The following is a 24,906-nucleotide window of genomic DNA, read 5'->3' as shown; positions in this document are numbered from 1 at the left end:
TCTCATTTTTGTTCAGTTGCCTTGAATGACAAGCGAGACAAAAAAAGGGGACAGGCCTCAGGCCATATTTTTGCGAAGTGTCAACGTGACCCAGTAGCGTGTGCGCATGTGCACGTCCAGCGGTAGGCTGGCCGCAAGCAGCGTGAGGATTCGGTCGGTATTGTCCAGGCGGAAGCTGCCTGTGATTCGCAGGGGCTCCAGGGTTTCGTCCCAACGCAACACCCCGGGGCGATAGCGGCTCAGTTCCCGCAGGAAATGCCCCAGTGGCTGGTCCTGCGCAACCAATACGCCGTCACGCCAACCCAGCTGTGCCACGTCGAACGCCTTCACTGGCCCCGCGCCCGAGTCCTGGATGTTGACCTGCTGGCCTGCTTCCAGGCTCAGCAATGGCCCGCGCAAGGGTTGCAGTTGTGCCGAGCCGCTGACCACCGACACCCGGCAATCGCGTTCGCCCAGGTGCACACAGATTTCGCCACGACCGACGGTGATGAGCCCGTAGGGTGATTGAACGGACAGCGGCGTGCGCCCGGCGAGCGTGAGGGCGATTTCGCCGCGCAACAGCACCAGGCGATGCGTCTTGAGGTCCAGGTCAACGGCGCTGTCGGTGTTCAGTTGCAGCGCACTGCCATCGACCAGCGACCAGCGCCGTTGCTCGCCCGTGGCGGTGTGCAAATCAGCGCGCCAGGCCTCCAATGGCAGCTCTCGCCCCAGCAACCAAGCGGTCGGGACCAATGCCGCGACGCCCAATGCGCGTTTGAGCGCCTCGCGCCGAGCCAGCACTGGGCGGTCCAGCGTTGCCATGCCCAGGGACGCGGGCACCCCGGCAAAGCGCTGGCGCAATCGCTGGGCCTTCTGCCAGGCCGCCTCATGATGAGCGCTGCTGTCGCGCCAGCGTTGCAGGGCCGCCGAGTCGAATGCATCTGCGTCGAACTCCATCAGGGTCAACCAGCGAGCCGCCGCCCGCGCCGCTTCGCGGGCTTCGGGTGAAGGGGCCGAGCGCATCAGAAGTCCACCAACAGGCAATGCTCATAGGCCTGGGCCATGTAGCGTTTCACGGTGCGTTCGGACACGTGCAGGCGTTCGGCGATCTCGCGATAACCCAGGCCTTCAAGTTGGCTCCAGAGAAAAGCCCGCCGCACCAGGGGCGGCAGGCCATCGAGCAGTTCGTCCAGGGCTTGCAGGGTTTCCAGCAGCAGCCAGCGTTGCTCTGGCGACGGTGCGCAGGCTTCGGGCAGGCTCGCCAGGGCGTCGAGATACGCCTGTTCCAGACTGCGCCGGGTGTAGAAATTGCTCAGCAGACGTTTGCCAACGGTCAGCAGATAAGCCCGGGGTTCTTGCAGGTCAGCCAATGTCTGGGAACTGGAAAGCACCCGCAGGAAGGTATCCTGGCGCAGGTCCGCCGCATCCCAGGCATTGCCCATGCGCCGTCGCAGCCAGCCTTCCAGCCAACTACCGTGGTCACGGTACAACGCATGGAGGGAATGCTCCGTCGGCGTAACTGCATCACACATGTCCAGAAGCCTGCGCAAAGTCTTAAATGAGACTGATTCTAATTAATGTTCGCGCGTTAATCCAAGCTCTTTATACAAAGTGTGTCTAAACAGGGGATGGGATTGATTGGGGGGGGCTACGCAGCCCAGCGGGAGCAAGCTCCCTCGCCACAGGGCAGATTTGGAAACCTGTGGGGGCGAGCAGTGCGATCAGTGACTGGCGTGCAAGGTCTTCGCCACCTCGGGCATGGCCGATGAGTGATGGTTGATGATCTTCCACTGGCCATCGAGGCGCTCATAGAGGAAGGTGTAGCGCGCCTGGATCTCGCGCTTGGAACCGTCGGCCTGGGTGAGCGTGAAGGTATAGACACCACTGTCCATCGCCGCATCGGGGCCCAGATGGCGGATCTCCCGGTAGTTGATTTGCCCGACCGGTTTGCCGGCCAGGAAATGCTCGAAGTAATCCTGGATCTGCGCCGGTGTGTTGCGCACCTTGTTGGAAACAGTCGGTTGCAAAATCGCATCCGGGGCGTAGAGGCCGGTCACGGCTGTGGCGCTACCGGTTTGCAGCGCGGCGTTCCAGCGGTCGAACAGTGCCGCGATCTCGCGGTCATTCACATTCTTGGGCTGCTCGGCCACCGTGCGATACACATAAGGCGTAGCCTCAAGCGCCTGGACAAGCGGTGCGGCCAGCAGGAATAAAGCAGCAATGGCGCAGGTTTTCATTTTCATCAAAGCGTTCCTTTGGGTTTCAATGGCTCCACTTTGCCGGCCTTCCCTGCCTTCGCCATCGGCCAACCGGTGCCAATCGCCTATGCCGTTCGGCAGATAGGCCCGGTGCCGGTGACACGTTCTAATGACGCCACCGCGAACCGGACCGGTCCTCTTCCACGCTGGAGTTCCCCATGCAAAGCCCACCCCATGACCCCGGCAGCGCCCTGGCCATCCGCAGCCAATATCGCCAGTCGCAAAGCCGCGCCGCACGCCTGGGCCTGCTGCTGGGCACCGGCCATGAACTGACGCAACTGCCCCTGTCGGCCATGCGCCAGCGTGCACTGCAACGGGCGTGCGCGTTCATGGCCATGGACCATGGCCTGCTGCTGGAGTGGGCACCGGACCACCCGTTGCGCACCCTCGCCAGCCACGGCAGCGCGGAGCGACTCGAGCTGCTCGCCAACCTGGCCCGGCCACAAACGCCCGGCCCACAATGGCTGGAGTCGCCCGGCAGCGCCCTGCCCCAGGTCTTGCGGGTGCCGTTGCGGGCCTCCGACGGTATAGCGTTCGGGGCGTTGTTGCTGGGTAACAGCGTGGCCCTCGGCGCGCCGGACAACGAAGACATCGAATCGCTGCAATTGCTGGCAACGCTGTTGGCGGCGCACTTGGAGAACAGCCGTCTGCTCGAAGCACTCCAGGCCCGCGAGCGGACCATGTCCGAGTTGGTCCACCGCCTGTTCAGCGCCCAGGAAGACGAACGCAAGCGCGTGGCCTACGACCTGCACGACGGCCTGGCGCAGAACCTCGCCGGTTTGCATCAGCGCTTGCAGGGCTTCGCCGGTCGCTGCCCGTCGCTACCGCCTGCACTGGCCAACGAGCTGCAAAGCATCCTCGACCTGGCCCAAGGCTGCGTTGGCGAGGGCCGGCAACTGATCGGTGGCCTGCGCCCCCACGTGCTGGATGATTTCGGCCTGTACAAAGCCGTCGACAAGGAAGCCGACCGCCTGCGTGACGCGGACCTGACGGTGACCTGGGTCGAACACAGCACCGCGCGCCTGCCGGGCCACACGGAGATCGCCTTGTTTCGCATTGCCCAGGAAGGCATCAACAACATCCTCAAGCACGCCCAGGCCAGCCACGTGTGTTTGGGATTGGCGGTAGAAGACGGCCACGCTTGCCTGCGCGTGGAGGACGACGGCCGTGGCTTTGCCCTGGAGCAACCCATCGAAACCAATGGCAGTTGCCATCTGGGACTGGCCGCCATGCAGGAACGCGCGCACTTGCTGGACGGCCACTTGAGCTGTTGCAGCCAGCCCGGCGGCGGCACCCGACTGCTGGCCAGCGTGCCGCTACCGGCGCACGGAGGACACCCATGAACCTACCCTTGCGCCTGCTGCTGGCCGATGACCACGAAGTCACCCGCACCGGGTTTATCAGCATGCTCGCCGGCAACCCGGGATTCGAGGTCGTCGGCCAGGCCCGCGACGGCCAGGAAGCCCTCGACCTGTGCGAGCGGCTACAGCCGGACATCGCGATTCTCGACATCCGCATGCCCGTCCTCAACGGCCTGGGCGCGGCGCGGATCCTGCAACAGCGCCAGCCCGGAATCAAAGTCGTGATCTTCACCATGGATGACAGCCCAGACCACCTCGAAGCCGCCATCGGTGCGGGCGCGGTCGGCTATCTGCTCAAGGACGCCAGCCGCGATGAAGTGCTCGACGCCCTCAAACGGGTCGCCCAGGGCGAAGAGGCGTTGAACAGTTCGGTCAGCGCGCGCCTGCTGCGCCGCATGGCCGAGCGCGGTGCCAATGGCGCCACTCAAGTCCAGGCCCTGACCGCCCGAGAGCGCCAGGTCCTGGGTCTGGTGGCCGGCGGTTTCAGCAACCGTGAAATCGGCGAAAAGCTGGGCATCGCGCCCGGCACGGCCAAGGCCCACGTAGAGCGAGTCATCGGCAAACTGGGCGCCGCCGACCGGACCCAGGCCGCCGTGCGCGGCGTTGCCCTGGGCCTGGTGGCGCAACCCTCCGGGCAATGGCCATGAGGTTTCTCGCCGCCCGCCGCTGGGCCGACCTGCCCTTGCGAGGCAAGGCCCTGGTGGTGATTTCCCTGCCCCTGGTGGTCCTGCTGCTGTCGCTGGTGCTGATCTATATCACCGAACGCCAGACCGCGCGGGCCGAAGAGGACGTGCGCCGGGTGCTGCTGGTCCAGGGAGATATCCAGACAGTCCATACCCTGTTGGCCGAGGCAGCGGCCAGCGTACGAGGTTATCTGCTGACCCGGCGCGAAGATTTCCTGCCCAGCTACGAACAGGCCACGCCGCTGATCCACGCGGCGTTGCAGCGCCTGGACCACAACATTCGCGATGCCAGGATGCGTGAACACCTCAAGACCATCACCCCGCTGATCGCCGACAAACTCGACGGTCTGCTCGCGTTGCGCAACGGCAAGCGCGACGACCCCGAGGCCATCACCGCGATCCTGATCGAAAACAAACAGGTGCTGGATGTGCTGCGCGAGCAGATCAGCGCCATGCGCATCCGCGAGGACGCCCTGCTCGCCGACCGCAGCGCCGCCGCCTCGTCCACGCGCATGCGCCTGTTGTTCGCCACCTTGCTGGCGGCGGTGTGCGGGCTGCTGGGGGCGATTGTCGCGGTGCTGTTCCTGTCCAAGGGCATTGTCGCCCGCGTCCAGCAGGTGCAAGGCAACGCCCAGCGCCTGGCCTTGGGCCAACCCTTGTTGCCGCAACCGCCGGAGCAGGACGAAATAGGCCAGCTCGGCACGCGCCTGGTGGAGGCCGGGCAGTTGCTCGCCGAACGCGAGCGGGCCCTGCGCGACAACGAGGAGCGCTTGCGGCTGATCATCGATGGCGTGAAGGACTACGGGATCTTCGCCCTGGATGCCCAAGGCTACGTCACCACCTGGAACGCCGGCGCGCAGCGGATCAAGGGCTACACCGAGCAGGAAATCCTCGGCCGCCATTTTTCCCTGTTCTACCTGGCCGAGGAATGCCCGGCGCACCCGGACATGGCCTTGCGCGAAGCCACCCGCGACGGTCATTACATGGAAGAAGGCTGGCGGTGCCGCAAGGACGGCAGCCGCTTCTGGGCCAGCGTGGTCATCACCGCCCAATACGATGGCACCGGCGCCTTGCGCGGTTTTTCCAAGATCACCCGCGACATCACCGACCGACGCGCTGCCGAGATCGCCCTGCGTACCGCCCGCGAAGAAGCCGAAAGCGCCAGCCGGGCCAAGAGCGAGTTTCTCTCGCGCATGAGCCATGAGCTGCGTACGCCACTGAACGCCATCCTCGGTTTTGCTCAATTGCTGGACATGGACTCCACGGCTGGCCAACGCCCCCAGGTCAGCCATATCCTGCGGGCCGGCCAGCACTTGCTGGCGCTGATCAACGAGGTGCTGGACATTGCCCGGATCGAGGCCGGGCGCCTGCCGCTGAACATCGAGCCGATCGCCCTGTCGACGGTGCTGCACGAAGCCCTGACCTTGGTTTCACCGATGGCCGCCGACGCCGGGATCCACTTGGCCGAGCTGCCAGCGCTGCCCGACGACAGCGGCGTGCTCGCGGACCGCCAGCGCCTGGTGCAGGTGCTGCTCAACCTGCTGTCCAACGCCATCAAGTACAACCGGCCCGGCGGTGAGGTGCGCATCGAAGTCAGCGTCCAGGCCCATCAGGTAAGCATCGCCGTCAACGACACGGGGCATGGCATTGCCCCGGAACAGCTGGACCAACTGTTCAAGCCCTTCGAACGCCTGGGTGCCGATCCCCAGGTCGAAGGCACTGGCTTGGGGTTGTCGTTGAGCAAGAGCCTGCTGGAAATGATGCAAGGTAACCTGCAGGTCCACAGCGAGCCCGGACACGGCTGCTGTTTCACCCTGCAACTGCCCGGCACCCAGGTAGTTGGCGCGCATTTGCCACCCATCGCCGCCCTGGCGGTGACGCGTTCGCCTCTGGACTATCACGGCAAAGTCCTGTGCATCGAAGACAACCTGTCGAGCCTGGCCCTGATCGAAACCCTGATGCAACGCCGCCCGGGCATCCAGTTGTTGTCGAGCATGCAAGGCCAGATGGGCCTGGACCTCGCTCGCCAGCACAGCCCGCAACTGATCCTGCTGGACGTCAGCCTGCCTGACCTCGAAGGCCTGGAAGTCCTGCGCCGCCTGCGCCAGTCCCCGGCCACCGCCGCCACGCCCGTGCTGATGATCACCGCCGATGCCAGCGACCTGACCCACCGCGCCCTGCGTGACGCCGGCGCCACGGCGATCCTGACCAAACCTATTCATATCCAGGCCTTCCTGGGCCACCTCGAGCACTATCTACCGGAGCCCGCATGAATCGCGACTTGCGCATCCTGATCGTCGACGATCAGCGCCCCAACCTGGACCTGATGGAACAACTGCTGGCCCGCGAAGGGTTGCACAACGTGCTGAGCAGCACCGAACCTTTGCGCACGCTCGATCTGTTCAACAGCTTCGAGCCGGACCTGGTCATCCTCGACCTGCACATGCCGGCGTTCGACGGCTTTGCCGTGCTGGAGCAACTCAACCGGCGCATTCCGGCCAATGATTACCTGCCGATCCTGGTGCTGACTGCCGATGCGACCCGAGACACGCGCCTGCGGGCCCTGGCCCTCGGCGCCCGGGATTTCATCAGCAAACCCTTGGACGCGCTGGAAACCATGTTGCGCATCTGGAACCTGCTCGAAACTCGCGCGCTCTATAAGGCGTTGCGCGAGTTGATCCCGCCCCAGCAGATCGAACTGTTGCGCCAGCACCGTCCTGCTGCCGGCCCGGCTTGACCTGGCGGCCGTTCCATCGAGGCATGCGAAGCATGGAAGTCACTGAACGAACATCGGCAACCGGCCTGCAGGCACACATTCGCGGCGAGCGCCTGGCGACGTCCGACGGCGTATCGGCCAAGGAGATTCTGGTCGAGATCTTCGTCCGTGAGCGCAGCGAAGCACACATCGTCGTGCCGGCAGTGGCCGAACCGTTGCTCGTCTGGGTGCTGTCCGGGGAAGCCATCGTCGAGGAGCGCGTTGCCGACGAGGCGTGGGAAGCGAATACCGTGGGCAGCGGAGATTTTTTCCTGACCACATCCCCGGTTCCTTATGAGATGCGCTGGCAAGTGACCAGTCGCGAGCCGTTTGTGGTCATGCATCTGTACCTGGGGTTGGCATTGCTGGAACGCGCCCTTGCCGAAGCCGGCGGCAGCGGCGCGATCCAGCTGCGGGAAGTCTCTGGCGGGCGGGATGAAGCACTTTCGGCCTTGCTCGAACAGATTCGGACGGAATTGACCCGGCGCGGTGAAACCAGTGCCTTGCTGATCCAGGGCGTGGCTCAGTGCGTAGCGGTGCACCTGGCGCGGCATTATCTGGATGCCAATGCCGACGACATGTCCGGACGTAACGCCCTGCCCGCTTTCAAGCTCAAGCGGGTGACCCAGTTAATGGAACAACACCTGGCCGAACCCTTCAGCCTCGGTGACCTGGCCCAAGCCATCGGTATGAGCGAATACCACTTCAGCCGCCTGTTCAAACGCGCCACCGGGCGATCACCTTCGCAATACTTCATCCAACTGAGAATGGCCCGGGCCCGGCAACTGCTGCTGGAAACCGAGCGCAGCGTCATCGATATCGGCCTGGAGGTTGGCTATGGCAGCGCCAGTCACTTCTCCCAGGTATTCCGCCGCGAAGTGGGTGTGGCGCCAAGTCATTACCGCAAGTAAGGACCACACAACCATGTCCCCGGACCAAACAATCCCCTGTGGCGAGGGAGCTTGCTCCCGCTCGGTTGCGAAGCGAGCGCAAGATTTTTGGACCGCTGCGCGCTCCAGCGGGAGCAAGCTCCCTCGCCACAATGGGGTTCTTGGCCGATGTCTAGATACGGCGTTTATTTGATCCGGTAGTGAAAGGTATTGCGCACCGCCGGCACCGTCACCGCCTTGCCATCGATGATCCGCGGCTGATAACGAAACGTCTGGGCGGCAGCCAAGGACGGTCGGATGAACAATGGGTGGCAACCGTCGAGCACCTTGGGGTTATCGATCCGCCCGTCCGGCGTCACGCTGTATTCCACGGTGCAATCGCCTTCCAGGCCCTTGTCCAGGGCGCGTTGTGGATAGTCCGGGGCTTGCTTGCTCAGCGGTTGGTAGCTGCGGCTGTCGGCGACGGCCTGGCGCGCCTGCTCGGCTTGGCGTTGCTCGGCAAGTGCTTGCGCCTGCCGGGCCTGACGCTGTTGTTCGGCGGCCTGCTGCTCGGCGTCTTGCCTGCGTCGTTCGCTTTCCTGGCGTTCGCGTTGCTGTTGGGCCTGTTGCTCGCGCTTTTGCTCCTCGACCCGTTTGCGGGCCAGGGCCGCCTGCTCCAGTTTCTGTGCCTGGACACGCGGATCGACAACAGGTTGGCTGGGAACGGGACGCGGCGCTTCTACCGGCGCCGAAGTCGGCTCGGCCGATGGCGGTGCTACAGGAATGACAGCGGCCGGTGCGGGCGCTTCGGGCACCGGCGGCGCTGGCAACATCACCAGTTGCGTGCGCAACACCCGGGGTGCCTCGGCGGCTGGCTTTTCCACGCTCCAACCCAGCACCAACAACGCCACCACACCCGCGTGCAGGGCCACGGCGAGCCCCGCCGCCAGGCCGTTTTTCCAGAAGCGACGGCCCAGCGCAGGCACGCTCAAGGAGGGCCTGTGCATGATCATCGCCGTCATTGCGGCGCCTCGGTCACCAGTCCCAGATTGCTCACGCCGCCCTGCTGCAACGCGGCCATGGCTGCAACGACCCGGCCATAATCGGCATGCTCGTCGGCACGGATGTACACCTGGGTATCGCTGCGCTCGGCCACGACCTGCGCCACCTTCACGCGCATCTGCTCCAGATCCACGGCGCTGTCAGTAGCGTGGCGGGTGTCCAGCTCACCGCCCAGGTTCCAGTAGTAACCGCCCTCGGCCTTGACCGACAGGGTGAGGATTTGCTGGCGACTATCGTTGGCCAGTGCTTGGCTGGCGACCTTGGGCAGTTCGATCTTCACGCCCTGGGTCAGCATCGGTGCGGTGACCATGAAAATCACCAGCAGCACCAACATCACGTCGATGTACGGCACCACGTTCATTTCGGCCTTGGGACCGTGCTTGCGTTGTGGCTTGACGAGCATCTGCCCTCTCCTCTCAAGCGGCCGTGGCCAGGTTTACCGGTGCACCGTGCAGCTTGCGGTGCAGACGCGCCTGCAGCTCGTTGCCAAAGGCGTAGTAACGGGTCAGCAGGGTCTGGCCGCGAGCGGCAAAACGGTTATAGGCAATGACCGCCGGGATCGCCGCGAACAAGCCGATGGCCGTGGCGATCAACGCTTCGGCAATGCCCGGTGCCACGGTGGAAAGGCTGGCCTGTTGCACTTGGGACAGGCCGATAAAGGCATTCATAATCCCCCAGACAGTGCCGAACAAGCCGATGTAGGGGCTGACCGAACCGACGGTGGCGAGAAATTGCAGGCCTTTTTCCAGCTGTATTTCCTGTTCGCTGATCGCCACTTGCAGCGCGCGCTCGACGCCTTCAAGCACCACTTCTGGCGTGCTTGAAGGTTGGTTGAGCTGAGTGAAGGCCAGCACACCCGCCTGAAAAATCGGCGTGACACCAGCGTCTTCTTCACGGACTTGTGCGTGTTCCCGGTACAAGGGCAACAGATCCTGGGTGCTGCGAAAACGCTGCATGAAACCGTTGAGCTGACGCTCGTTGCGTTGCAGCACGGCGCTGCGCTGGATGATCAGATACCAGCTCAATAGCGAGGCCAGCAGCAACGTGAGCATGACCGCCTTGACCAGCAGGCTCGCGTCACTGATCAGGCCCCAGATCGTCATGTGTTCCAGAGTGGCTTGCATGGTTGAAACTCCTGTCTGGCGGTTATTCGATGAAATGTTCGTGACCGGTTGATGACAGCGTCGCTCAAGGCAGGCGCAGCGCTTTCGCCACGTCGGCCCAGGGCACGAACTTGAAGTTCTGGGTCTGTTCGGGCATGCGCTTGCGTCCGTCCTGGACCACCAGCATGCCCTGGCTCCAAGGCCCGCCGAGGTTCATCGAGGTCACCTCCAGGCCATCGGTTTCCGACGCGCCATCAATGCCCGCGGCAGCATTCAGGCCGACCCGGAAGGCGCCCCGCACGGCATAAGGCGGCTCGGCATCGAGCACCAGGTAGCTGTCGTTGCCCTGGCTGGAGATCACCAGGTAGTCGTGGCCGTTGGCCTGGTACAAGGCCATGCCCTCAACGTCGGCGTGCAACAAGGGGCCAACCTTGATCACACTGTTCAAGGTCGCCGGTTGGTCGGCCCGGGCATCCACCGCCCAGACACCTACATCCTCTTCACCGAGAAACAGACGCTGGCGCCGCTCATCTGCCACGCAACCTTCGGGCTGGCTGTCGACGCTGAACTGGCGCACCAACTGGCCTTTCACCACGCCGTCCGGCGCGCTCAGGCGGTACTGCACGAAGCGCCCGTCCTTGCCGTTGGCGAAGGCATACAGCTCACCTTCGGCAGGCTGGAACAAACAGATGCCGTAGATTTCCTGCAATGACGTCATGATCTCGCCCGCTTCGCGCAACTCGCCACTGGCGCGGTCGATACTGAACAGGCTCAAGCTGTTGCGATCTCGGTTGCTGGCCACGGCCAGATCGACGGTTTGCGTGCCCAGCTTGAAGTTCGCCCGCACATCGACGTTATTCAGGCGCCCGACCGCCAGTTCCTGCAGCAGCTTGCCTTGCAGGTCATAGGCCAGCAGGCCTTGCTTCTTGTTGGTGCCCAACACCCGGCTCAGCCCGGGCGTCGTCGGATGAACCCAGATCGCCGGGTCATCGGCGGCATCGCCCTGGCGGGCCACCGGTTCGCTCTGGACGATGGCAGCCACAGTGGGCAGTACCGGCGGCAAAGGCACTGGCGTGGGTTTCCAGCTGATTTCGCCTTGGTACAGGTGACCGTTGTCATCGTCGCGCAGCAGCACTTCGATGCCACTTTTCGTCAGCCGCGCCGCGAGGTTTTCCGGCTCCTTCAGGCCCGGCAGCGGCAGACTGGCTTCAGCACTCCAACCCTCTCCCTGCTGCTGATACACATGCAGGCGCGCCGCTTCCGGGTCCAGCCCCAACAGGCCTCCCGGCAACACGGCCATGGCCCCGGCGCGTTGCTGGAGCTCGCCGAACGGTGCGCGCATCGCCACGGGCACCCGCACGGTCTCGGCCTCAGAGGATGCCGGGTAGGCCCACCACCCCACCCGCTCCTCGTTGACGAACAATTGATTAGCGCTGTCCTGCACCTGGCAGGTCTTGGCATCCGGCGGCAACGGCAGGCCCCGCACCCGTTGCGCGGTGTCGCTCAGGCGCTCGCCATTGCCCACCAGCCATTGCTCGCCCTTGCCTTCCTCGCCGACCAGGAACACAAACAGATTGCTCGCCTCGTCGCGGTACAGGCACAGGCCGTTGACCGGGAAGTCCCGCGTGGGCAGGTACAGCGGCGTGCTCCACTGGCGACTTTGTGGATCGAGGCTGACGACCATGGCTTGCTGGCGCTCACTGTCGAGGCTGGCGACCAGCACGTTCTCGCCCTGGGCACGGCTATCGACACCTTCGAAGGTGCCCTTCAGGCGCGTCAGTTCGCGCCCCTGGGCATCGAGCAAGAACAGGCCCTCGCGGGCGCTGGCCAGGCGTTCGGTCGTCGAAGGGCCAGGCAGGAATGCCAGGGCGTTGATCGACCGTTGTTCGGCTTGAGGCCAGGGTTGCAGCTTTAGCTTGGGCGCTGAAGCAGCCGCCAGCGCGGCAGTTGATGCCAGGCTGAGCGCCATCGCCAGTAGGCAGCGCTTGGGTAAGAAAAACATCGTGATCAACGGGAAAATCCTTGTCATTGGGCCAACTTCAGAAATGGCATGTTCACTATTCCTGTGACGAGGGAGCTTGCTCCCGCTTGGGTGCGTAGCGCCCACACAACAGGTCTGCTGCGCAGCCCAGCGGGAGCAAGCTCCCTCGCCACAGGTGATCTGCATCGGCACCTAGAAATGGGTAAAGGTCAGCCCCAGCTTGTAGGTCGGGCCGTACTCTTCGTACTGGCCGTTGTAGGAGCGGTGGCCGGTGTAGACGAAATACGGCTCGTCGGTGAGGTTCTGGGCTTCCAGGCTGACTTGCAGGTTCTTGGTCAGCGAGTAACGCGCGCTGAAGTCGACGAAGGTCTGGGCATCGACATGCAGGTCATGGTCGCGGTCGCTGATGGACGCCAGCTCGAACAGGTACGCGGATTTGTAGTTGGCCGACAGCCGCAGGCTCAGCTTGTCGTTTTCCCAACCCAACATCAGGTTGCCGACCGTGTCCGACTGGTTCGGCAAGTCGATGCTACGTTTGCGCTGGGTACCACTGGCTTGGTCGAAGCCTTCGATCTCGGCGTCCGAACGGCTGAAGGTGGTGTTGGCGCCGAGCAGCAGGCCATTCCAAGGTGCTGGCAGCCAGTCGAACTTTTGCGAGTAGGCCAATTCCAGGCCGTACAGCTTGGCGCTGTCGCCGTTGGCGTAGCTGTGGGCCTCTGAAAAATCGGTCCAGGCGCCCGTGCCGGCCAGGTCGGTGTTGTAGACAAAATTCTTGATGTCCTTGTAGAACACGAAGGCCGAGACCGTGCCGGCGTGCCCCATGAAGTGCTCGATGCCCAGGTCCAGGTTGCTCGATTCCAGCGGCTTGAGCTCCGGGTTGCCGAACGTGGCCTCGTCATCGTCGATGACAAAACCCGGCGCCAACTGCCCAAAGGTCGGACGCACCACGGATTTGGTCCAGGCCGCACGCACCTGGGTGTTCTTGTCCAGTTGATAGCGGGCGTGCAGGCCCGGCAACCAGTGGTGATACTTGCGCCGGGTCTCGGTGTCGGTGAATACGCCGTCGGTGGCGCCGGTGCCCTTGGCGTCGAACTCCGTGCCTTCGTAGCGCATGCCGGCGATGAAGCGCCAGTCATCGATATCGACGGTGTTCATCAGGTATCCGGCGTTGATGTCTTCGCTCATCTTGAAGTCGTTGACTCGCGACTCCTGCTCGTCAAAGAACTGATCGCGATTCAGACCGCCGAGCAACTGCTTGATCGCATCGGCGCTGATACCCGGGCCGAAGCGGCCAAGGCGATAATCCACGTTGCCTTTCTGGAACTGCCCAAGGTTCAACTGCTCGTCGGTAAAACCCAGGTCGTCGAAATCCTCGTAGACCCAGGCATTGAGGTCGTTGTCCTTGTCACGTCGGCTGACTTTGCCACCGAACTTGACCTGGGACGCGTAGCCACGCAGATCATAGTCCCGGGCCAGGTCCAGGCGCAGGTTTTTCTCGGTGTCGGTGGTCTTCTGCTCCTCCCAATCCACCTTGTCGAGGCTGAAGTTGGCGGGATCGTAGAACCCCGAGCCGATGATCGGCCGCGGCTTGTCGTTGTCGTAGAAGCCGCCGTTGAAACCGTCGATGCCTTCGAAAGTGGCGCCGGCGATGTGGCCGGGGCTGTCTTCGCTGGATTGGCTATAGCCGCCCTGACCGCTCAGGGTCCAGAGCCCGAACAGGCGCTCGCCACCGAGCACGTAGGATTGAATTTCCTGGGTTTCTTCACGTTGCTTGAGTTTGCGCTCGCCCTCGGCGTCCCCCAATTCACCGGCGGCTTGCGGGTCTTCGAAGGCAATGCTGGCGGCGTTGCGGGTTTCACTGTCCTTGTAGCGGCTGTACAGCGTGCGCAGGTAATAGCTACTGGAGTCGTCGGGCTTGTAGTCGAAGTTCAACCCGCCACCGGCCCGCTCGCGACGGATGTCGTAGTCGCGCAGTTCGAACTCTTCGAGGCGCGAGCCTTGCTCGAAATCCCAGGCGCCGCCGGTTTCGACGTTGTCCGAACCGAAGTCACGCTTCTGCCAGCTCAGCGCCGCGGCCACGCCGAAGTTGTCGATGCCATCGCCGAGGCTGAAACGATCGCTGATGGCACCGGAGAATTTCGGGCTGGTCTGGCTGGTGTTCTTGTCATAGCTGGCTTCGCTGCTGCCGGTGTAGAACAGGCCCTTGTGGTCGAAGGCCGAGAGGCTTTTGACGTCCACCGTGCCGCCCAGGGAGTTGGCGTCCATGTCCGGCGTCAGGGTCTTGATCACCGACAACGATTGCACCAGCTCCGAAGGCAGCACATCCAGGGCAACGGCCCGGCGTTCGCTCTCCGGGGCTGGCACCAGCGTGCCGTTGATGGTCACGCTATTGAGGTCCGGTCCCAGGCCGCGCACGCTGACAAACCGGCCTTCGCCCTGGTCGCGCTCGACGCTGACACCGGGCAGGCGCTGCACCGCTTCGGCGACGTTTTCATCCGGCAACTGCGCCACGCCGTCGGCATGCACCACACTCTTGATGCTGTCGGCGTTGCGCTGCTCCTTGAGGGCCTGGTCGATGCTGGCCGCCTGGCCGACCACTTCAACGTGTTCAGTGGCCGCCTGCTCGGCGGCGCTCAGCCGCTCACTGGCAATGGCCATCGCCAATGCGGTGAACGTGAAACCGACGAGCCCGGCAGTGCTTGTGCGGTGATACATGGTGGTCCTCCCCAGGAATCCGGAAATCCGCCAGGCAATGGCCCGGCAACTGGGAGGGCACGCTAGGGGTGCGGAATGACGGTTCTGTGACAGGGTTTGGCTGGAGGGGCAGCAATCGGCTGATTTAGGGGGGCTGGCGAGCCGGAATGAGCTGAAATGACCTACTGGAACCGCGCTCGGAAACTCCGTGGCGAGGGAGCTTGCTCCCGCTGGGGTGCGCAGCGCCCCCACAACCAGGCGCCACGGTCCTGATAGACAGACCATCTGCGCCTGCTGCGCAGTCGAGCGGGAGCAAGCTCCCTCGCCACAGGGGCGGTGTTGTCGCAAAAAAACCAGATGACCGATGAGCTGATTCGACCTCCCCCACCCCATCACCCGCCGTCACCGCACTGTCACATTCATCTGCTGTGCTGGGGCCGCATTCCGCTTCTGCCAAAGGATTCCGGCCATGTTCTCCGTGCTGCGCCCGCACTGCCTCAAACTCGCCCTGCTCCTGCTGGCGGCCAACGTCGGGTTGATCCTGCACTTGGCCAGCGGCGAACTCAAACCCGTCGCCGAATGGGTCTGGCTGGACATCCTCGGCGAAGGTGGCTCAGCGCTGCTGGCGCTGGTCTGGTTGGGGCTGGTGCTGAAAAGCCGCCCGACCGGACGGGTCACTAACTACCTGATCCTGGGCCTGGGCTGCATCTTCTTTTCCTGGTGGATCGACAGCCTCGATGAATTCATCCGCCTGCCCGACAGCATCACCTGGGACCACTGGCTCGAATCCGGGCCGATGCCGGTGGGCATGATCCTGTTGACCCTCGGCATCTATCATTGGCACCGGGAGCAACTGGCGATCAACGGGCAGATGGAGAAGCGCGAGCGGCTGTTCCGTGAGCATCGCCTGTTCGACAAACTCACGCCGCTGGGAGGCGCCGACTTTCTCAAGCACGAACTGTCCGCCAGCCTGGAAGACAGTCGACGCCGCCAGCAACCCTTGTCGCTGCTAGCCCTGGACCTTGACAACTTCACCGCCATCAACCAGCGCTTCGGCCACGGCGAAGGCGACGCGGTGTTGCAGGCCGTCAGCCAGTTGCTGGTATTGAACCTGCGGCGCCAGGATCTGCTGTGCCGCCTGGCCGGTGATCGCTTCGTGGTGCTGCTGCCCGATACAGGCGAGAGCCAGGCCCGGCGCTTGGCCCTGGAGCTGGAAATTGCGGTGCGCAGCCTGGCCCACAAGACCCGGCAACACAGCGAACGGTTGCAACTGGTCGCCAGCACGGCGGTGGTGATGGCGTTCGACGAGTCCCCCGAAGCCTTGCTCAAACGCCTGAACCTGGCGCTGGCCCAGTCCCGGACCACATTGGCGAAAAGCGCATGACGCTCAAGACGTGCTGGTACGAAACCGACAGCCGCTTCATTCCGGGGCACTATCAGCCTGCCGCGCTGATCGACCTGGCGCTGTCGCGGGACATCGACAGCCATCGCCTGCTGCGCGGCACCGGGTTGTTTCACGACGATATCCTCGCCGGCCAGAGCCGTATCAGCCCGCAGCAGTTCCTCGGCCTGATCGACAACAGCCGGCGCCTGCTGGATGCCAGCGACAGCAGTTTCCTGTTTGGCCAGCGGCTGTTGCCGGGCCACTACGGGCCTGCGAGCCACGCTTTGCGCCACGCGCAGAATCTGCATCAAGCCCTGCAAACCCTGATCGACCAGCAGGGTCTGCTCAGCCCGCTGGCCGCCCCGAGGCTGCTGTTGGACGAGCACTATGCCTACCTCCATTGGCTTGACAGCTGCGGCGCCGATGAACAATGGCGCTTCGTACTGGAGGCGAGTATGACCTCGATGGTGGCGATGAGCACCTGGCTCAGCGGCGAACGCCTGCCCTGGCAATGCAGCTTTCGCCACAGCGAACCGCGTTACGTCGAGCAATATTGGGTGCACCTGGGTGAGCACACCCAGTTCGACCGCCCCCTGGACCTGATGCGCCTGCCCCGCCACTGCCTCGCCCAGCCCTGGCCCAACGTTTCAGCCACCGCCGGCCAGGTGGCGCGGATCGAAGCCCGGGAACAGCTTGATCAACTGGGCTTCGCTTCAAGCTTTCTGGATTGTATCTACGACTACCTGCACGCTCATGTGCAGCAGACGCTCAGCCTGGAACAGACCGCCCAGGCCTTCGCCATGAGCCCGGCAACCCTCAAGCGCAAGCTGCACAAGCACCACACCGGATTCCAGCAACAGGTGGATCGGGTGCACACCCATGTGGCTTTGTATCTGTACCAGGTCAAGGGGTTCAGCAACGAGGAAGTGGCGCAGTACTTGCGCTTCAACGACACGGCGAACTTCCGTCGTTCGTTCAAGCGCTGGACCGGTAGCACGCCGAACCTGATTCGGCAGTTGTTGATGCTGGGGTGAGGCTGTTGGCGTGGAAATGCCTTACGGCGAACAGCCGTTGTGGAGAAGAAGCTTGCTCCCGCTTGGCTGGGCAGCGACTGTGAAATCGTGGGGCCGCTGCGCAGCCCAGCGGGAGCAAGCTCCCTCGCCACAACAGCCGTTCTGACTTGAACAATGCGGGCTCAGTGCCCGCGGATGTAGTGCTCCAACTGCCGGATCAAATCCGCCTGCTCGACAATCGCCTCTTTCACCAGGTCGCCAATGGACAGCAGGCCGATCAACTGCCCGTTATCCAGCACCGGCAAGTGCCGCAGGTGGCTGTCGGTCATGACTTCCATGCAGCGATCGATGCTTTGCTGGCTGTCGGCGGTGACCACGGGGGCACTCATAATGGTGCGAACCGTCGTACCCACCGACGACCGCCCCTTGAGCACCATCTTGCGCGCGTAATCGCGCTCGCTGAACACGCCCACCACTTGCCCGTCTTCGATCACCGGCAGCGCGCCGACGTTTTTCTCGGCCATGATTTGCAGCGCTTCGAGCACCGTCTGTTCCGGAGCGATGCTGTGGACCTGCTGGTGCTGCACGCTTTTGAGTTTCACCAGTTGAGCGGCGGTTTTCATTGCTTATCCCCCTAGCAGCTTGCCTGATACGTTCGCTTGAGAACCCCTTGTGGCGAGGGAGCTTGCTCCCGCTCGGGTGCGCAGCACCCGCAAGATTGTGGGGCCGCTGCGCAGCCCAACGGGAGCAAGCTCCCTCGCCACAGAAGCGGGTCAGTCTTCGCCGATCTCGACCACGTCGCCATTGAGGCGCACCGGCCAGACCCGCAGGCGCTGTTCCGGGTATTCCAGGCAATGGCCGTCTTCCAGGCGGAAATGCTGCTTGTACATCGGCGAGGCAATCACCAGGTCGCCCTTGATGCTGCCCAGCAAGCCACGACCGATGACATTCGCGCCGGACTTAGGATCACGGTTGTCGATGGCGTACAGCGGCTTTTCCTCATGCTCGGGCAGGTACAGCAGCGCCACTTGGCTGCCGTCGTGCCAGGCGACCACCCCTGAGTTGGGGACCAGATCGTCACGGCTGCACAGGGCACGCCATTGCAGCGGTTCTTGAGCGACATCGCGGACAGGAATACGAACGACGTTTGACTGGCTCATCAGAGCACCTCCTCGGTAACGGGAATCAGGTGGAGTTCGTGGGCGTGAACCGGCCGGCGCTGGCCGCGCTCGCGGACGAAATGAACATCCGGATCGCCGCGCCCGTCGTTGACGAAGGTGCGGAAACGCTTGAGCTTTTCCGGATCCTTGAGGGCGTTGGCCCATTCGCATTCGTAGCGATCGACCACCAGCTGCATCTGGGCTTCGAGCTCGGCGCCCAAGCCTAGGCTATCGTTGATGATCACGTCCTTGAGGTAGTCCAGGCCGCCTTCCAGGCTTTCGCGCCAGACCGAGGTCCGTTGCAGCTTGTCGGCGGTGCGGATGTAGAACATCAGGAAGCGGTCGATGTAGCGGATCAGGGTCTCGTCATCCAAGTCGGTGGCGAACAGCTCGGCATGCCGTGGGCGCATGCCGCCGTTGCCGGCCACGTAGAGGTTCCAGCCCTTCTCGGTGGCGATCACGCCGACGTCCTTGCTCTGGGCCTCGGCGCACTCGCGGGTACAACCGGACACCGCGAACTTGAGCTTGTGGGGCGAGCGCAGGCCCTTGTAGCGATCCTCGAGGGTCAGGGCCATCTGCACGCTGTCCTGCACGCCGTAGCGGCACCAGGTGCTGCCCACGCAGGATTTTACCGTGCGCGTGGATTTACCGTAGGCATGCCCGGTTTCGAAACCGGCTTCGATCAGCTCGGCCCAGATGTCCGGCAACTGGTGCAACTGGGCGCCGAACAGGTCGATGCGCTGGCCGCCAGTGATCTTGGTGTAGAGGTCGTATTTCTTGGCGACCACGCCGATGGCGATCAGCTTGTCGGCGGTGATTTCCCCACCGGCGATACGCGGCACCACCGAGTAGGTGCCGTTTTTCTGCATGTTCGCCATGAAGGTGTCGTTGGTGTCCTGCAACGGCACCAGGGACGGGTCCATGATCGGCTGGTTCCAGCACGACGCCAGGATCGAGCCCACCGCCGGTTTGCACAGGTCACAGCCGGTGTGACCACGACCGTGCTTGGCCAGCAGTTCTTCGAAACTGATGATGCCTTCCACCCGCACCAGCGCATACAACTCCTGGCGGGTGTAGGCGAAATGTTCGCACAGGCTCTTGTCGACGCTGACGCCGCGGGCAGTCAACTCATGCTCGAACACTTGCTTGACCAGGGCCGCGCAGCCACCACACCCGGTACCGGCCTTGGTGTCGCATTTGAGCTGGCCCAGATCAGTGCAGCCACCGTCGATGGCCGAGCAGATCGAGCCCTTGGTGACGTTATGGCACGAGCAAATCGTGGCGGTTTCCGGCAGCGCCGCCGGCCCCAGGGTCGGGGCGCCTTCGGACGATGGCAGGATCAGGCTGGCAGCGTCCTTGGGCAAGGCGATACCGTTCTGCATGTATTGCAGCAAGGTGTCGTAGTAGCTGTTGTCGCCCACCAGCACCGCGCCGATCACGCGCTTGCCGGCGGCGTCCACCACCAGTCGCCGGTAGCTGGCGCTGGTTTCGTCGATGAATTGGAAGCTGCGCGACCCCGGGGTGTTGCCATGGGCGTCACCGATGGAGCCGACGTCCACACCCAGCAACTTGAGCTTGGTGGACATGTCGGCCCCGGTGAAGGCGTCAGCGCTTTCGCCGCACAGCCGGGCCGCGACATTGCGGGCCATCTGGTAGCCCGGGGCGACCAGGCCGAAAATGCTGCCGTTCCAGGCCGCGCATTCGCCGATGGCGTAGATGTCTGGGTCGCTGCTCTGGCAATGGTCGTCGATCACCACGCCACCGCGCGGACCGATCTGCAGGTCGCTCTGGCGTGCCAGGGCATCCTGGGCGCGGATACCGGCGGAAAACACGATGAGGTCGGTTTCCAGGAAATCGTCGTCGCCGAAATTCATTCGATAACGGTACTGCTCACCGGCGCTGATGGACTGGGTGCCCTTGGACAGGTGCACGCCGACGCCCAGCTTCTCGATACGGGCCTTGAGGGCCAAGCCGCCCTGGGGGTCCAATTGCACCGGCATCAGTCGGGGGGCGAATTCCACCACGTGGGCCTCCAGGCCCAGGGTCTTGAGAGCGTTGGCCGCTTCCAGGCCGAGCAGGCCGCCACCGACCACCACGCCACGACGGGCATTGCTGGCGGCAGCGCGGATCGCGTCCAAGTCTTCGAGGGTGCGATAGACCAGGCACGAATCGCCTTCGGCACCTTCAATCGGTGGCACGAACGGGTAGGAACCGGTGGCGAGCACCAGTTTGTCGTAGTGAAGGCGATCATGGGCGGTAACGACCTGATGGGCGTCACGGTCGATTTCCAGCACCGGCACACCCAGGTGCAACGTGACGCCAGGGGTCTGGTACAACGACGCTTCGCCAAGGGCCAGGGACTCGGCATCGCGGCCCGAGAAGTACTCGGACAGGTGCACGCGGTCGTAGGCACGCATCGGCTCTTCGCTGAACACATGCACACGGTAATGATTGAGGGCACCGCGCTCGATCAATTGCTCGACGCAGTGATGGCCGACCATGCCATTGCCGATCACGATCAGCGTTTGCAGCTTGTTCAGAGAAGCAACGTTGGAATTCATAAAAAGCACCCGACAAAAGCCCATCACGATTTTGAAAGCAAAAAAAAGACGCCTGAAACCTTGCGGTTCCAGGCGTCTTTGCCTGTTCTGTGCGGTATCGGCCCGGCGACTGCGCCCTGACCTACCGATGTCCCCCGGCCTGCTGGCGCTCGATCTTCGTTGACCGACGGGGCTGCCCACTCGACTGTGTTCACGGTGGGCCTGGATAGCCTCTTGCAGCGAGCGTGCCAAACCTAATCCGCAACGCTATTGGCAACCTCGCATTCGCCGACGATCCCCTGTGGGAGCGGGCCTGGCCGCGAAACCGTCGGCCCAGCCACCGCGAGCTGAGCGGCCTCTTCCGCCGTTTCCCAAGCACCGCCCACTGCCTTGCGATGGTGCGATCACCCGCCTGCGGCTTCATAAAAGTGCAGCCATTCAAACCTGTCGGGAAAAATCCTGAACCATCACCCACCCGGATTTTCACAATAAGTGAGGCCCCCGTCCGGTGTCGCGCAGGTGACTTGCCCGGCCCGGATCGAGGCTTGCTGTCCAACCCGAGAAAAAGGAGATTCAGCGATGAAAATCAATGAAGTCATGAGTCGGGAAGTACGCACGGTCTCCCCCGAGACTTCCTTGCGCGAAGTCGCGCAAATCATGCGCCAAGCCGACATCGGTGCGCTGATCATCAATCAGGACGACCGTATGGCCGGTATGATCACCGACCGTGACCTGGTGGTTCGAGCCATGGCAGATGGCATGGACATGAACACCCCGGTCAGTCGGATCATGAGCGATGAGGTGCGCTACTGCTTCGAAGACGAAGAGATCGACCATGTGGCCAAGAACATGGCCCAGATCGAAAAACGCCGCCTGCCGGTGGTCAATCGCGACAAGCGCCTGGTGGGTATGGTCTCGCTGGCCAACGTCGCCAGTTGCAATGCCGACAAGCTCAGCGCCAATCTGCTGCGTGGTGTGGCCCGGCCCCATTAAAACACCCCCGAAGCAAGCACGAGGCGGTTGTCCGGCATGCACTTTGCGCTGGGAGCGAGCCTGCTCGCGATAGCGGTGGGTCAGCTTGAAGGGTTATCGGCGGTCCTGGTCACCATCGCCACGATACTGGCCAATAACTCTTCCTTCGCCTCGTCAGCGCTGACTTCCCCAGTGGCGGCGGCATTGGACAATGCTTCCGCCGCTCCCAGCATCGCCCGCAAACCGGCCTGGGTGATGCCCTTCGTGCCGGCGAACGGCTCCAGCACCGCGCGGCACTTGTCGAGAAAAATACCCTCGTATTCGCGCTTGATACGTTCCAGCTCCGGCGAACTGTTCAACGCCGCGATCACCCCGGGAATCTCTCGGCCCTGCAACAGCACGCACTCGACGTAGGAAGAAGCAATCACCGCCGCCCGACTTTGCAGGGTCGCGTCGCTGGCGTCCAGGGCTGCGTCCATCAACGCGGTCTGGCGGGCGTCGAAATCCTGGTACAGCGCCGCCAGCAACCCGGACCGGGTGATGAAGTGGTCGTAGACGATGGGCTTGGTCACCCCCGCCTGGTCCGCCAGCCGCGCCAGCGTCAGGGCGTCGCTGCCCTCCTCCCGCACCAGTCGCCAGGCGACATCCAGCAATTGGCGCTGCCGGTCATGCCGGGATAAACGACGACGAGGTGACGCCTGCGAATGTTCGTCAGTGCTTGACATGCTAACTTTACCAACCGTAACTTACTAAGCGTAACTTAAGCATACCTGTCATCAAGACCTCGTGACCAGAAGGAGTTTCGCCATGCATGCACTCATCGTTGTGGCTCACCACGATCCGCGCTCCCTCACCCACAGCCTGGCCGGAAAAATCGCCGAAGGCATCACCCGCGCCAACCCCGCCGATACGTTCGAGATCGCCGACCTGGCCGCCGAAGGCTTCGATCCGCGTTTCAGCTTTGCCGACCATGCCGTGCACCACCGCGAAGCCTTGCCGCCGGCGGATGTGCTGGCCGAGCAAGCCAGAATCGACCGTGCCGATACGCTGGTGCTGGTCTATCCGATTTACTGGTGGTCCATGCCGGCGCTGCTCAAGGGCTGGATCGACCGGGTGTTTTCCAACGGCTGGGCATTCGATTTCAGCCTCGACAAGCCCTTCATCCAGAAATTGCAGCACTTGCAGGTCCATCTGGTGGGGGTCGGCGGCGCCGATGCCGACAGCTTCCAGCGCCACGGCTACGGTGAGGCCATGACCACGCAGATCGACCATGGCATTTTCGGTTACTGCGGCGCCCGCGTGGTGAGTTCCCAGCGCTTGCTCGACTCGGAAACCGCCGATCCACAACAACATCTGCAGACCGCCGGCATTATCGGCCAGCGCTTGTTCGCAACGCTCGACGAAACCACCCATGCCCCCGCGACCGCATGCGCCTGAACTCAGAGCGCGCGACCACGGGCGGCCGACAGTGTCGCGTCACGCCCGTAGATATCCGGAACGTACACCGCCTGGCCCTGGCTGTCCGCTTGTGCTGTCCAGTAGCCCAGCAGGATCGGCACGGGCCGGGCCAGCCTGAACTCGTGGGTCGACTCACTGGCCAGCAACGTCTCAGTGCGGGCGCGTTCGGCCGGGCTTACCAGCAAGTCGCGCAGGCGCATCACTTGCTCGATCCGCACGCAGCCTGAACTGAAGGCTCGCGGGCCTTTGCTGAACAGTGCCTGGCTCGGTGTGTCATGCAGGTACACCGAAAACGGGTTGGGAAAACGAATCGCCATTTTGCCCAACGGGTTCTTCGGGCCTGGATCCTGGCGCAACATGAGGTTGCCCGGGTGCTCCCAGTCGATATCTTCCGCCAGCAATGGCAGGCCATCACCATCGAGAATCCGCAGGTTGTGGCGGCTGAGAAACTCCGGATCGCGGCGGATCTCGGGCAGTTTGTCTTCGCGCATGATGGTCGGCGGAATGGTCCAGGTCGGGTTGAGTGTCAGTCGGGTGACGTGGGATTTGAGCAACGGCGTCTGCCGTTGCGCGCGGCCCACCTGGGTGCGGGTTTGCCACACCGGGGCGCCGCCCTGGTAGACCGTCAACTGCGCCGCTGCCACGTTGACCAGGACACTGTCGGCCTCCACGTCCTGGGCCAGCCAGCGCATGCGCTCCAGGTTGATGCGCAGCTGCTCGCGGCGCATGGCCGGGCTGATGTTCAGCTCGGTGACGGTCCACGGCCCCACCACCCCATCGGCCTGCAACGAATGCTGGGCCTGGAAGCTCTTCATCGCCTCCACCAGCATGGGGCTGTAGTGCTCGTCGCTCAACTGCGGCGGCGTACTCAGGTAACCCTCGTTGAACAGTCGTTGGGCCAGGGCGGGTACGCGGGCGTCCTGTTTGTCCGGTTGCAGCAACGGCCCGCCCGGCACCGCTTGCCATTCGGCTAAAGGCTGTTGTCGCAGCCGGGCATAGAGGCCACGCAGGTTGCGGTAGAGGTCCAGGTTCGGCCGTGCCTGTTCAAAAGCGTCGGCCAGGTTCCGCAGGCCCAGCCCGGCGATGGCCAACACCACGGCCGGATGGTCCTGTGGCGGTGGATTGGCCTTCCACACCGGTTCCAGCCGGTCTTGAGGCAGGTAGCCGAAACGCAGGTCATGCAAGGCTTGCAGGTAGCGCCGGCTGATGGCGATGTCGGCACAATGAGGGCCTTGGGTCGCCCCCTCGACCGGCAAGCCATAGCGCCCGGGATCGAGACCGTCGTCGGCCAGTTGTTGCAACTGGACCTGCAACGCCCCCCGTCGTTCGTCATCCGACCAGACTTCCTGGCCTGCGTTTTGCTGATAGAACGATTGCAAATCGAGCTGCGTCGGAAAATCGACGCCCACCACGACGTCCGGGCACGCGACCGCCAATTGCGCCAGTGTGGTCTGCACGAGCGCCGGATCGCTGTCTTCGGCTGTGGCGACCAATGGCGCAGTGAGCAATAAAAGGCTCAGGTAACATGCGGACTTTTTGAACAACTGCTTTACTCCACTCCATGGCCGTCTCGTTGACGGTGAATTTTGCGACAGGTACGACCCGCCATCATGCAAACAAACGAAATCGGACGG

Annotated in this window: 22 protein-coding genes; 9 read left to right on the top strand and 13 right to left on the bottom strand. The window is 63.5% G+C overall.

Annotated elements, in window-relative coordinates; translation table 11 throughout:
* Nucleotides 1–57 precede the first annotated feature (57 nt).
* From BLT00_RS05865 to BLT00_RS05855, 3 genes are all read right to left on the bottom strand, one after another.
* Nucleotides 58–1,002: a FecR domain-containing protein gene (locus BLT00_RS05865; protein ID WP_092143276.1), complete on the bottom strand. Its 945-nt coding sequence runs from the start codon at nucleotides 1,000–1,002 to the stop codon at nucleotides 58–60.
* On the bottom strand, nucleotides 1,002–1,511 hold the full coding sequence (locus BLT00_RS05860) for a sigma-70 family RNA polymerase sigma factor (protein WP_063321215.1): 510 nt from the start codon (nucleotides 1,509–1,511) through the stop codon (nucleotides 1,002–1,004). The genes BLT00_RS05865 and BLT00_RS05860 overlap by 1 nt, the downstream gene beginning before the upstream one ends.
* Nucleotides 1,512–1,700: 189 nt before the next feature.
* Nucleotides 1,701–2,222, bottom strand: a complete 522-nt coding sequence (locus tag BLT00_RS05855; RefSeq protein WP_092143273.1) for an SgcJ/EcaC family oxidoreductase — start codon at nucleotides 2,220–2,222, stop codon at nucleotides 1,701–1,703.
* 173 nt (nucleotides 2,223–2,395) lie between these two features.
* On the opposite strand from BLT00_RS05855, the gene BLT00_RS05850 reads away from it, so the two are divergent.
* The 5 genes from BLT00_RS05850 to BLT00_RS05830 are packed head-to-tail and all read left to right on the top strand — an operon-like array spanning nucleotide 2,396 to nucleotide 7,947.
* Nucleotides 2,396–3,580: a sensor histidine kinase gene (locus BLT00_RS05850; RefSeq protein ID WP_092143270.1), complete on the top strand. Its 1,185-nt coding sequence runs from the start codon at nucleotides 2,396–2,398 to the stop codon at nucleotides 3,578–3,580.
* The gene (locus BLT00_RS05845) at nucleotides 3,577–4,245 is read left to right on the top strand and encodes a response regulator (protein WP_092143267.1); all 669 of its coding nucleotides are present in this window, start codon (nucleotides 3,577–3,579) and stop codon (nucleotides 4,243–4,245) included. The genes BLT00_RS05850 and BLT00_RS05845 overlap by 4 nt, the downstream gene beginning before the upstream one ends.
* Nucleotides 4,242–6,554, top strand: coding sequence for an ATP-binding protein (locus BLT00_RS05840; RefSeq protein WP_092143717.1), 2,313 nt, complete (start codon nucleotides 4,242–4,244; stop codon nucleotides 6,552–6,554). Before BLT00_RS05845 ends, BLT00_RS05840 begins: the two co-directional genes overlap by 4 nt.
* Nucleotides 6,551–7,018: a response regulator gene (locus BLT00_RS05835; protein WP_092143264.1), complete on the top strand. Its 468-nt coding sequence runs from the start codon at nucleotides 6,551–6,553 to the stop codon at nucleotides 7,016–7,018. The genes BLT00_RS05840 and BLT00_RS05835 overlap by 4 nt, the downstream gene beginning before the upstream one ends.
* A 32-nt stretch (nucleotides 7,019–7,050) precedes the next feature.
* Complete coding sequence (locus BLT00_RS05830) at nucleotides 7,051–7,947, top strand: helix-turn-helix domain-containing protein (protein ID WP_092143261.1); 897 nt, start codon at nucleotides 7,051–7,053, stop codon at nucleotides 7,945–7,947.
* A 164-nt stretch (nucleotides 7,948–8,111) separates the two neighbouring features.
* On the opposite strand, the gene BLT00_RS05825 is transcribed toward BLT00_RS05830, so the two are convergent.
* The 5 genes from BLT00_RS05825 to BLT00_RS05805 all read right to left on the bottom strand — a co-directional run bounded on the left by BLT00_RS05825 (nucleotide 8,112) and on the right by BLT00_RS05805 (nucleotide 14,766).
* Nucleotides 8,112–8,927: an energy transducer TonB gene (locus BLT00_RS05825; protein ID WP_092143258.1), complete on the bottom strand. Its 816-nt coding sequence runs from the start codon at nucleotides 8,925–8,927 to the stop codon at nucleotides 8,112–8,114.
* Nucleotides 8,924–9,370 (bottom strand): protein TolR, encoded by a 447-nt coding sequence (gene tolR, locus BLT00_RS05820; protein ID WP_092143255.1) that lies wholly within the window; start codon nucleotides 9,368–9,370, stop codon nucleotides 8,924–8,926. The genes BLT00_RS05825 and tolR overlap by 4 nt, the downstream gene beginning before the upstream one ends.
* A gap of 13 nt (nucleotides 9,371–9,383) precedes the next feature.
* The gene (tolQ, locus tag BLT00_RS05815; RefSeq protein WP_092143252.1) at nucleotides 9,384–10,091 is read right to left on the bottom strand and encodes a protein TolQ; all 708 of its coding nucleotides are present in this window, start codon (nucleotides 10,089–10,091) and stop codon (nucleotides 9,384–9,386) included.
* Nucleotides 10,092–10,155: 64 nt separating this feature from the next.
* Nucleotides 10,156–12,081: a phytase gene (locus tag BLT00_RS05810; RefSeq protein ID WP_092143249.1), complete on the bottom strand. Its 1,926-nt coding sequence runs from the start codon at nucleotides 12,079–12,081 to the stop codon at nucleotides 10,156–10,158.
* Nucleotides 12,082–12,243: 162 nt separating this feature from the next.
* A complete protein-coding gene (locus BLT00_RS05805; protein WP_092143246.1) occupies nucleotides 12,244–14,766 on the bottom strand; it encodes a TonB-dependent receptor in 2,523 nt (840 codons plus the stop codon).
* 448 nt (nucleotides 14,767–15,214) lie between these two features.
* Between BLT00_RS05805 and BLT00_RS05800 the strand changes: the two genes are divergently transcribed.
* Nucleotides 15,215–16,129, top strand: coding sequence for a GGDEF domain-containing protein (locus BLT00_RS05800; RefSeq protein WP_092143243.1), 915 nt, complete (start codon nucleotides 15,215–15,217; stop codon nucleotides 16,127–16,129).
* The gene (locus BLT00_RS05795; protein WP_092143240.1) at nucleotides 16,126–17,163 is read left to right on the top strand and encodes an AraC family transcriptional regulator; all 1,038 of its coding nucleotides are present in this window, start codon (nucleotides 16,126–16,128) and stop codon (nucleotides 17,161–17,163) included. The genes BLT00_RS05800 and BLT00_RS05795 overlap by 4 nt, the downstream gene beginning before the upstream one ends.
* 161 nt (nucleotides 17,164–17,324) lie before the next feature.
* On the opposite strand, the gene BLT00_RS05790 is transcribed toward BLT00_RS05795, so the two are convergent.
* The 3 genes from BLT00_RS05790 to nirB form a co-directional block, all read right to left on the bottom strand.
* Nucleotides 17,325–17,765: a CBS domain-containing protein gene (locus tag BLT00_RS05790; RefSeq protein WP_092143237.1), complete on the bottom strand. Its 441-nt coding sequence runs from the start codon at nucleotides 17,763–17,765 to the stop codon at nucleotides 17,325–17,327.
* Between the two features lie 150 nt (nucleotides 17,766–17,915).
* On the bottom strand, nucleotides 17,916–18,302 hold the full coding sequence (nirD, locus tag BLT00_RS05785; RefSeq protein ID WP_092143234.1) for a nitrite reductase small subunit NirD: 387 nt from the start codon (nucleotides 18,300–18,302) through the stop codon (nucleotides 17,916–17,918).
* On the bottom strand, nucleotides 18,302–20,863 hold the full coding sequence (nirB, locus tag BLT00_RS05780; protein ID WP_092143231.1) for a nitrite reductase large subunit NirB: 2,562 nt from the start codon (nucleotides 20,861–20,863) through the stop codon (nucleotides 18,302–18,304). Before nirB ends, nirD begins: the two co-directional genes overlap by 1 nt.
* A gap of 558 nt (nucleotides 20,864–21,421) precedes the next feature.
* On the opposite strand from nirB, the gene BLT00_RS05775 reads away from it, so the two are divergent.
* Nucleotides 21,422–21,835: a CBS domain-containing protein gene (locus BLT00_RS05775; RefSeq protein WP_072345929.1), complete on the top strand. Its 414-nt coding sequence runs from the start codon at nucleotides 21,422–21,424 to the stop codon at nucleotides 21,833–21,835.
* A gap of 80 nt (nucleotides 21,836–21,915) precedes the next feature.
* Here BLT00_RS05775 and BLT00_RS05770 read toward each other — a convergent pair whose 3' ends face one another.
* Complete coding sequence (locus BLT00_RS05770) at nucleotides 21,916–22,539, bottom strand: TetR/AcrR family transcriptional regulator (protein WP_092143228.1); 624 nt, start codon at nucleotides 22,537–22,539, stop codon at nucleotides 21,916–21,918.
* Nucleotides 22,540–22,621: 82 nt separating this feature from the next.
* Between BLT00_RS05770 and BLT00_RS05765 the strand changes: the two genes are divergently transcribed.
* On the top strand, nucleotides 22,622–23,251 hold the full coding sequence (locus tag BLT00_RS05765) for an NAD(P)H-dependent oxidoreductase (protein ID WP_092143225.1): 630 nt from the start codon (nucleotides 22,622–22,624) through the stop codon (nucleotides 23,249–23,251).
* A gap of 2 nt (nucleotides 23,252–23,253) precedes the next feature.
* On the opposite strand, the gene BLT00_RS05760 is transcribed toward BLT00_RS05765, so the two are convergent.
* Nucleotides 23,254–24,816 carry a L,D-transpeptidase family protein gene (locus BLT00_RS05760; protein ID WP_092143222.1) on the bottom strand — a complete coding sequence of 521 codons (1,563 nt, stop codon included), beginning with the start codon at nucleotides 24,814–24,816 and terminating at the stop codon, nucleotides 23,254–23,256.
* Between the last annotated feature and the right edge of the window lie 90 nt (nucleotides 24,817–24,906).

The organism is Pseudomonas sp. NFACC51 (assembly GCF_900103575.1).
Classification (GTDB): Bacteria; Pseudomonadota; Gammaproteobacteria; order Pseudomonadales; family Pseudomonadaceae; genus Aquipseudomonas; species Aquipseudomonas fluorescens_Q.
This window is presented reverse-complemented; position numbering and strand designations above follow the sequence as displayed.

What these genes read in the sequence shown, in the direction of transcription:
- BLT00_RS05845 (WP_092143267.1), top strand. Translation starts at nt 3,577, where the DNA reads ATGAACCTACCCTTGCGCCTGCTGCTGGCCGATGACCACGAAGTCACC.
- BLT00_RS05855 (WP_092143273.1), bottom strand. Translation starts at nt 2,222, where the DNA reads ATGAAAATGAAAACCTGCGCCATTGCTGCTTTATTCCTGCTGGCCGCA.
- tolR (WP_092143255.1), bottom strand. Translation starts at nt 9,370, where the DNA reads ATGCTCGTCAAGCCACAACGCAAGCACGGTCCCAAGGCCGAAATGAAC.
- BLT00_RS05850 (WP_092143270.1), top strand. Translation starts at nt 2,396, where the DNA reads ATGCAAAGCCCACCCCATGACCCCGGCAGCGCCCTGGCCATCCGCAGC.
- BLT00_RS05830 (WP_092143261.1), top strand. Translation starts at nt 7,051, where the DNA reads ATGGAAGTCACTGAACGAACATCGGCAACCGGCCTGCAGGCACACATT.
- BLT00_RS05825 (WP_092143258.1), bottom strand. Translation starts at nt 8,927, where the DNA reads ATGACGGCGATGATCATGCACAGGCCCTCCTTGAGCGTGCCTGCGCTG.
- BLT00_RS05835 (WP_092143264.1), top strand. Translation starts at nt 6,551, where the DNA reads ATGAATCGCGACTTGCGCATCCTGATCGTCGACGATCAGCGCCCCAAC.
- nirB (WP_092143231.1), bottom strand. Translation starts at nt 20,863, where the DNA reads ATGAATTCCAACGTTGCTTCTCTGAACAAGCTGCAAACGCTGATCGTG.
- BLT00_RS05795 (WP_092143240.1), top strand. Translation starts at nt 16,126, where the DNA reads ATGACGCTCAAGACGTGCTGGTACGAAACCGACAGCCGCTTCATTCCG.
- BLT00_RS05840 (WP_092143717.1), top strand. Translation starts at nt 4,242, where the DNA reads ATGAGGTTTCTCGCCGCCCGCCGCTGGGCCGACCTGCCCTTGCGAGGC.
- BLT00_RS05790 (WP_092143237.1), bottom strand. Translation starts at nt 17,765, where the DNA reads ATGAAAACCGCCGCTCAACTGGTGAAACTCAAAAGCGTGCAGCACCAG.
- tolQ (WP_092143252.1), bottom strand. Translation starts at nt 10,091, where the DNA reads ATGCAAGCCACTCTGGAACACATGACGATCTGGGGCCTGATCAGTGAC.
- BLT00_RS05865 (WP_092143276.1), bottom strand. Translation starts at nt 1,002, where the DNA reads ATGCGCTCGGCCCCTTCACCCGAAGCCCGCGAAGCGGCGCGGGCGGCG.
- BLT00_RS05770 (WP_092143228.1), bottom strand. Translation starts at nt 22,539, where the DNA reads ATGTCAAGCACTGACGAACATTCGCAGGCGTCACCTCGTCGTCGTTTA.
- BLT00_RS05860 (WP_063321215.1), bottom strand. Translation starts at nt 1,511, where the DNA reads ATGTGTGATGCAGTTACGCCGACGGAGCATTCCCTCCATGCGTTGTAC.
- BLT00_RS05775 (WP_072345929.1), top strand. Translation starts at nt 21,422, where the DNA reads ATGAAAATCAATGAAGTCATGAGTCGGGAAGTACGCACGGTCTCCCCC.
- BLT00_RS05800 (WP_092143243.1), top strand. Translation starts at nt 15,215, where the DNA reads ATGTTCTCCGTGCTGCGCCCGCACTGCCTCAAACTCGCCCTGCTCCTG.
- BLT00_RS05765 (WP_092143225.1), top strand. Translation starts at nt 22,622, where the DNA reads ATGCATGCACTCATCGTTGTGGCTCACCACGATCCGCGCTCCCTCACC.
- BLT00_RS05805 (WP_092143246.1), bottom strand. Translation starts at nt 14,766, where the DNA reads ATGTATCACCGCACAAGCACTGCCGGGCTCGTCGGTTTCACGTTCACC.
- nirD (WP_092143234.1), bottom strand. Translation starts at nt 18,302, where the DNA reads ATGAGCCAGTCAAACGTCGTTCGTATTCCTGTCCGCGATGTCGCTCAA.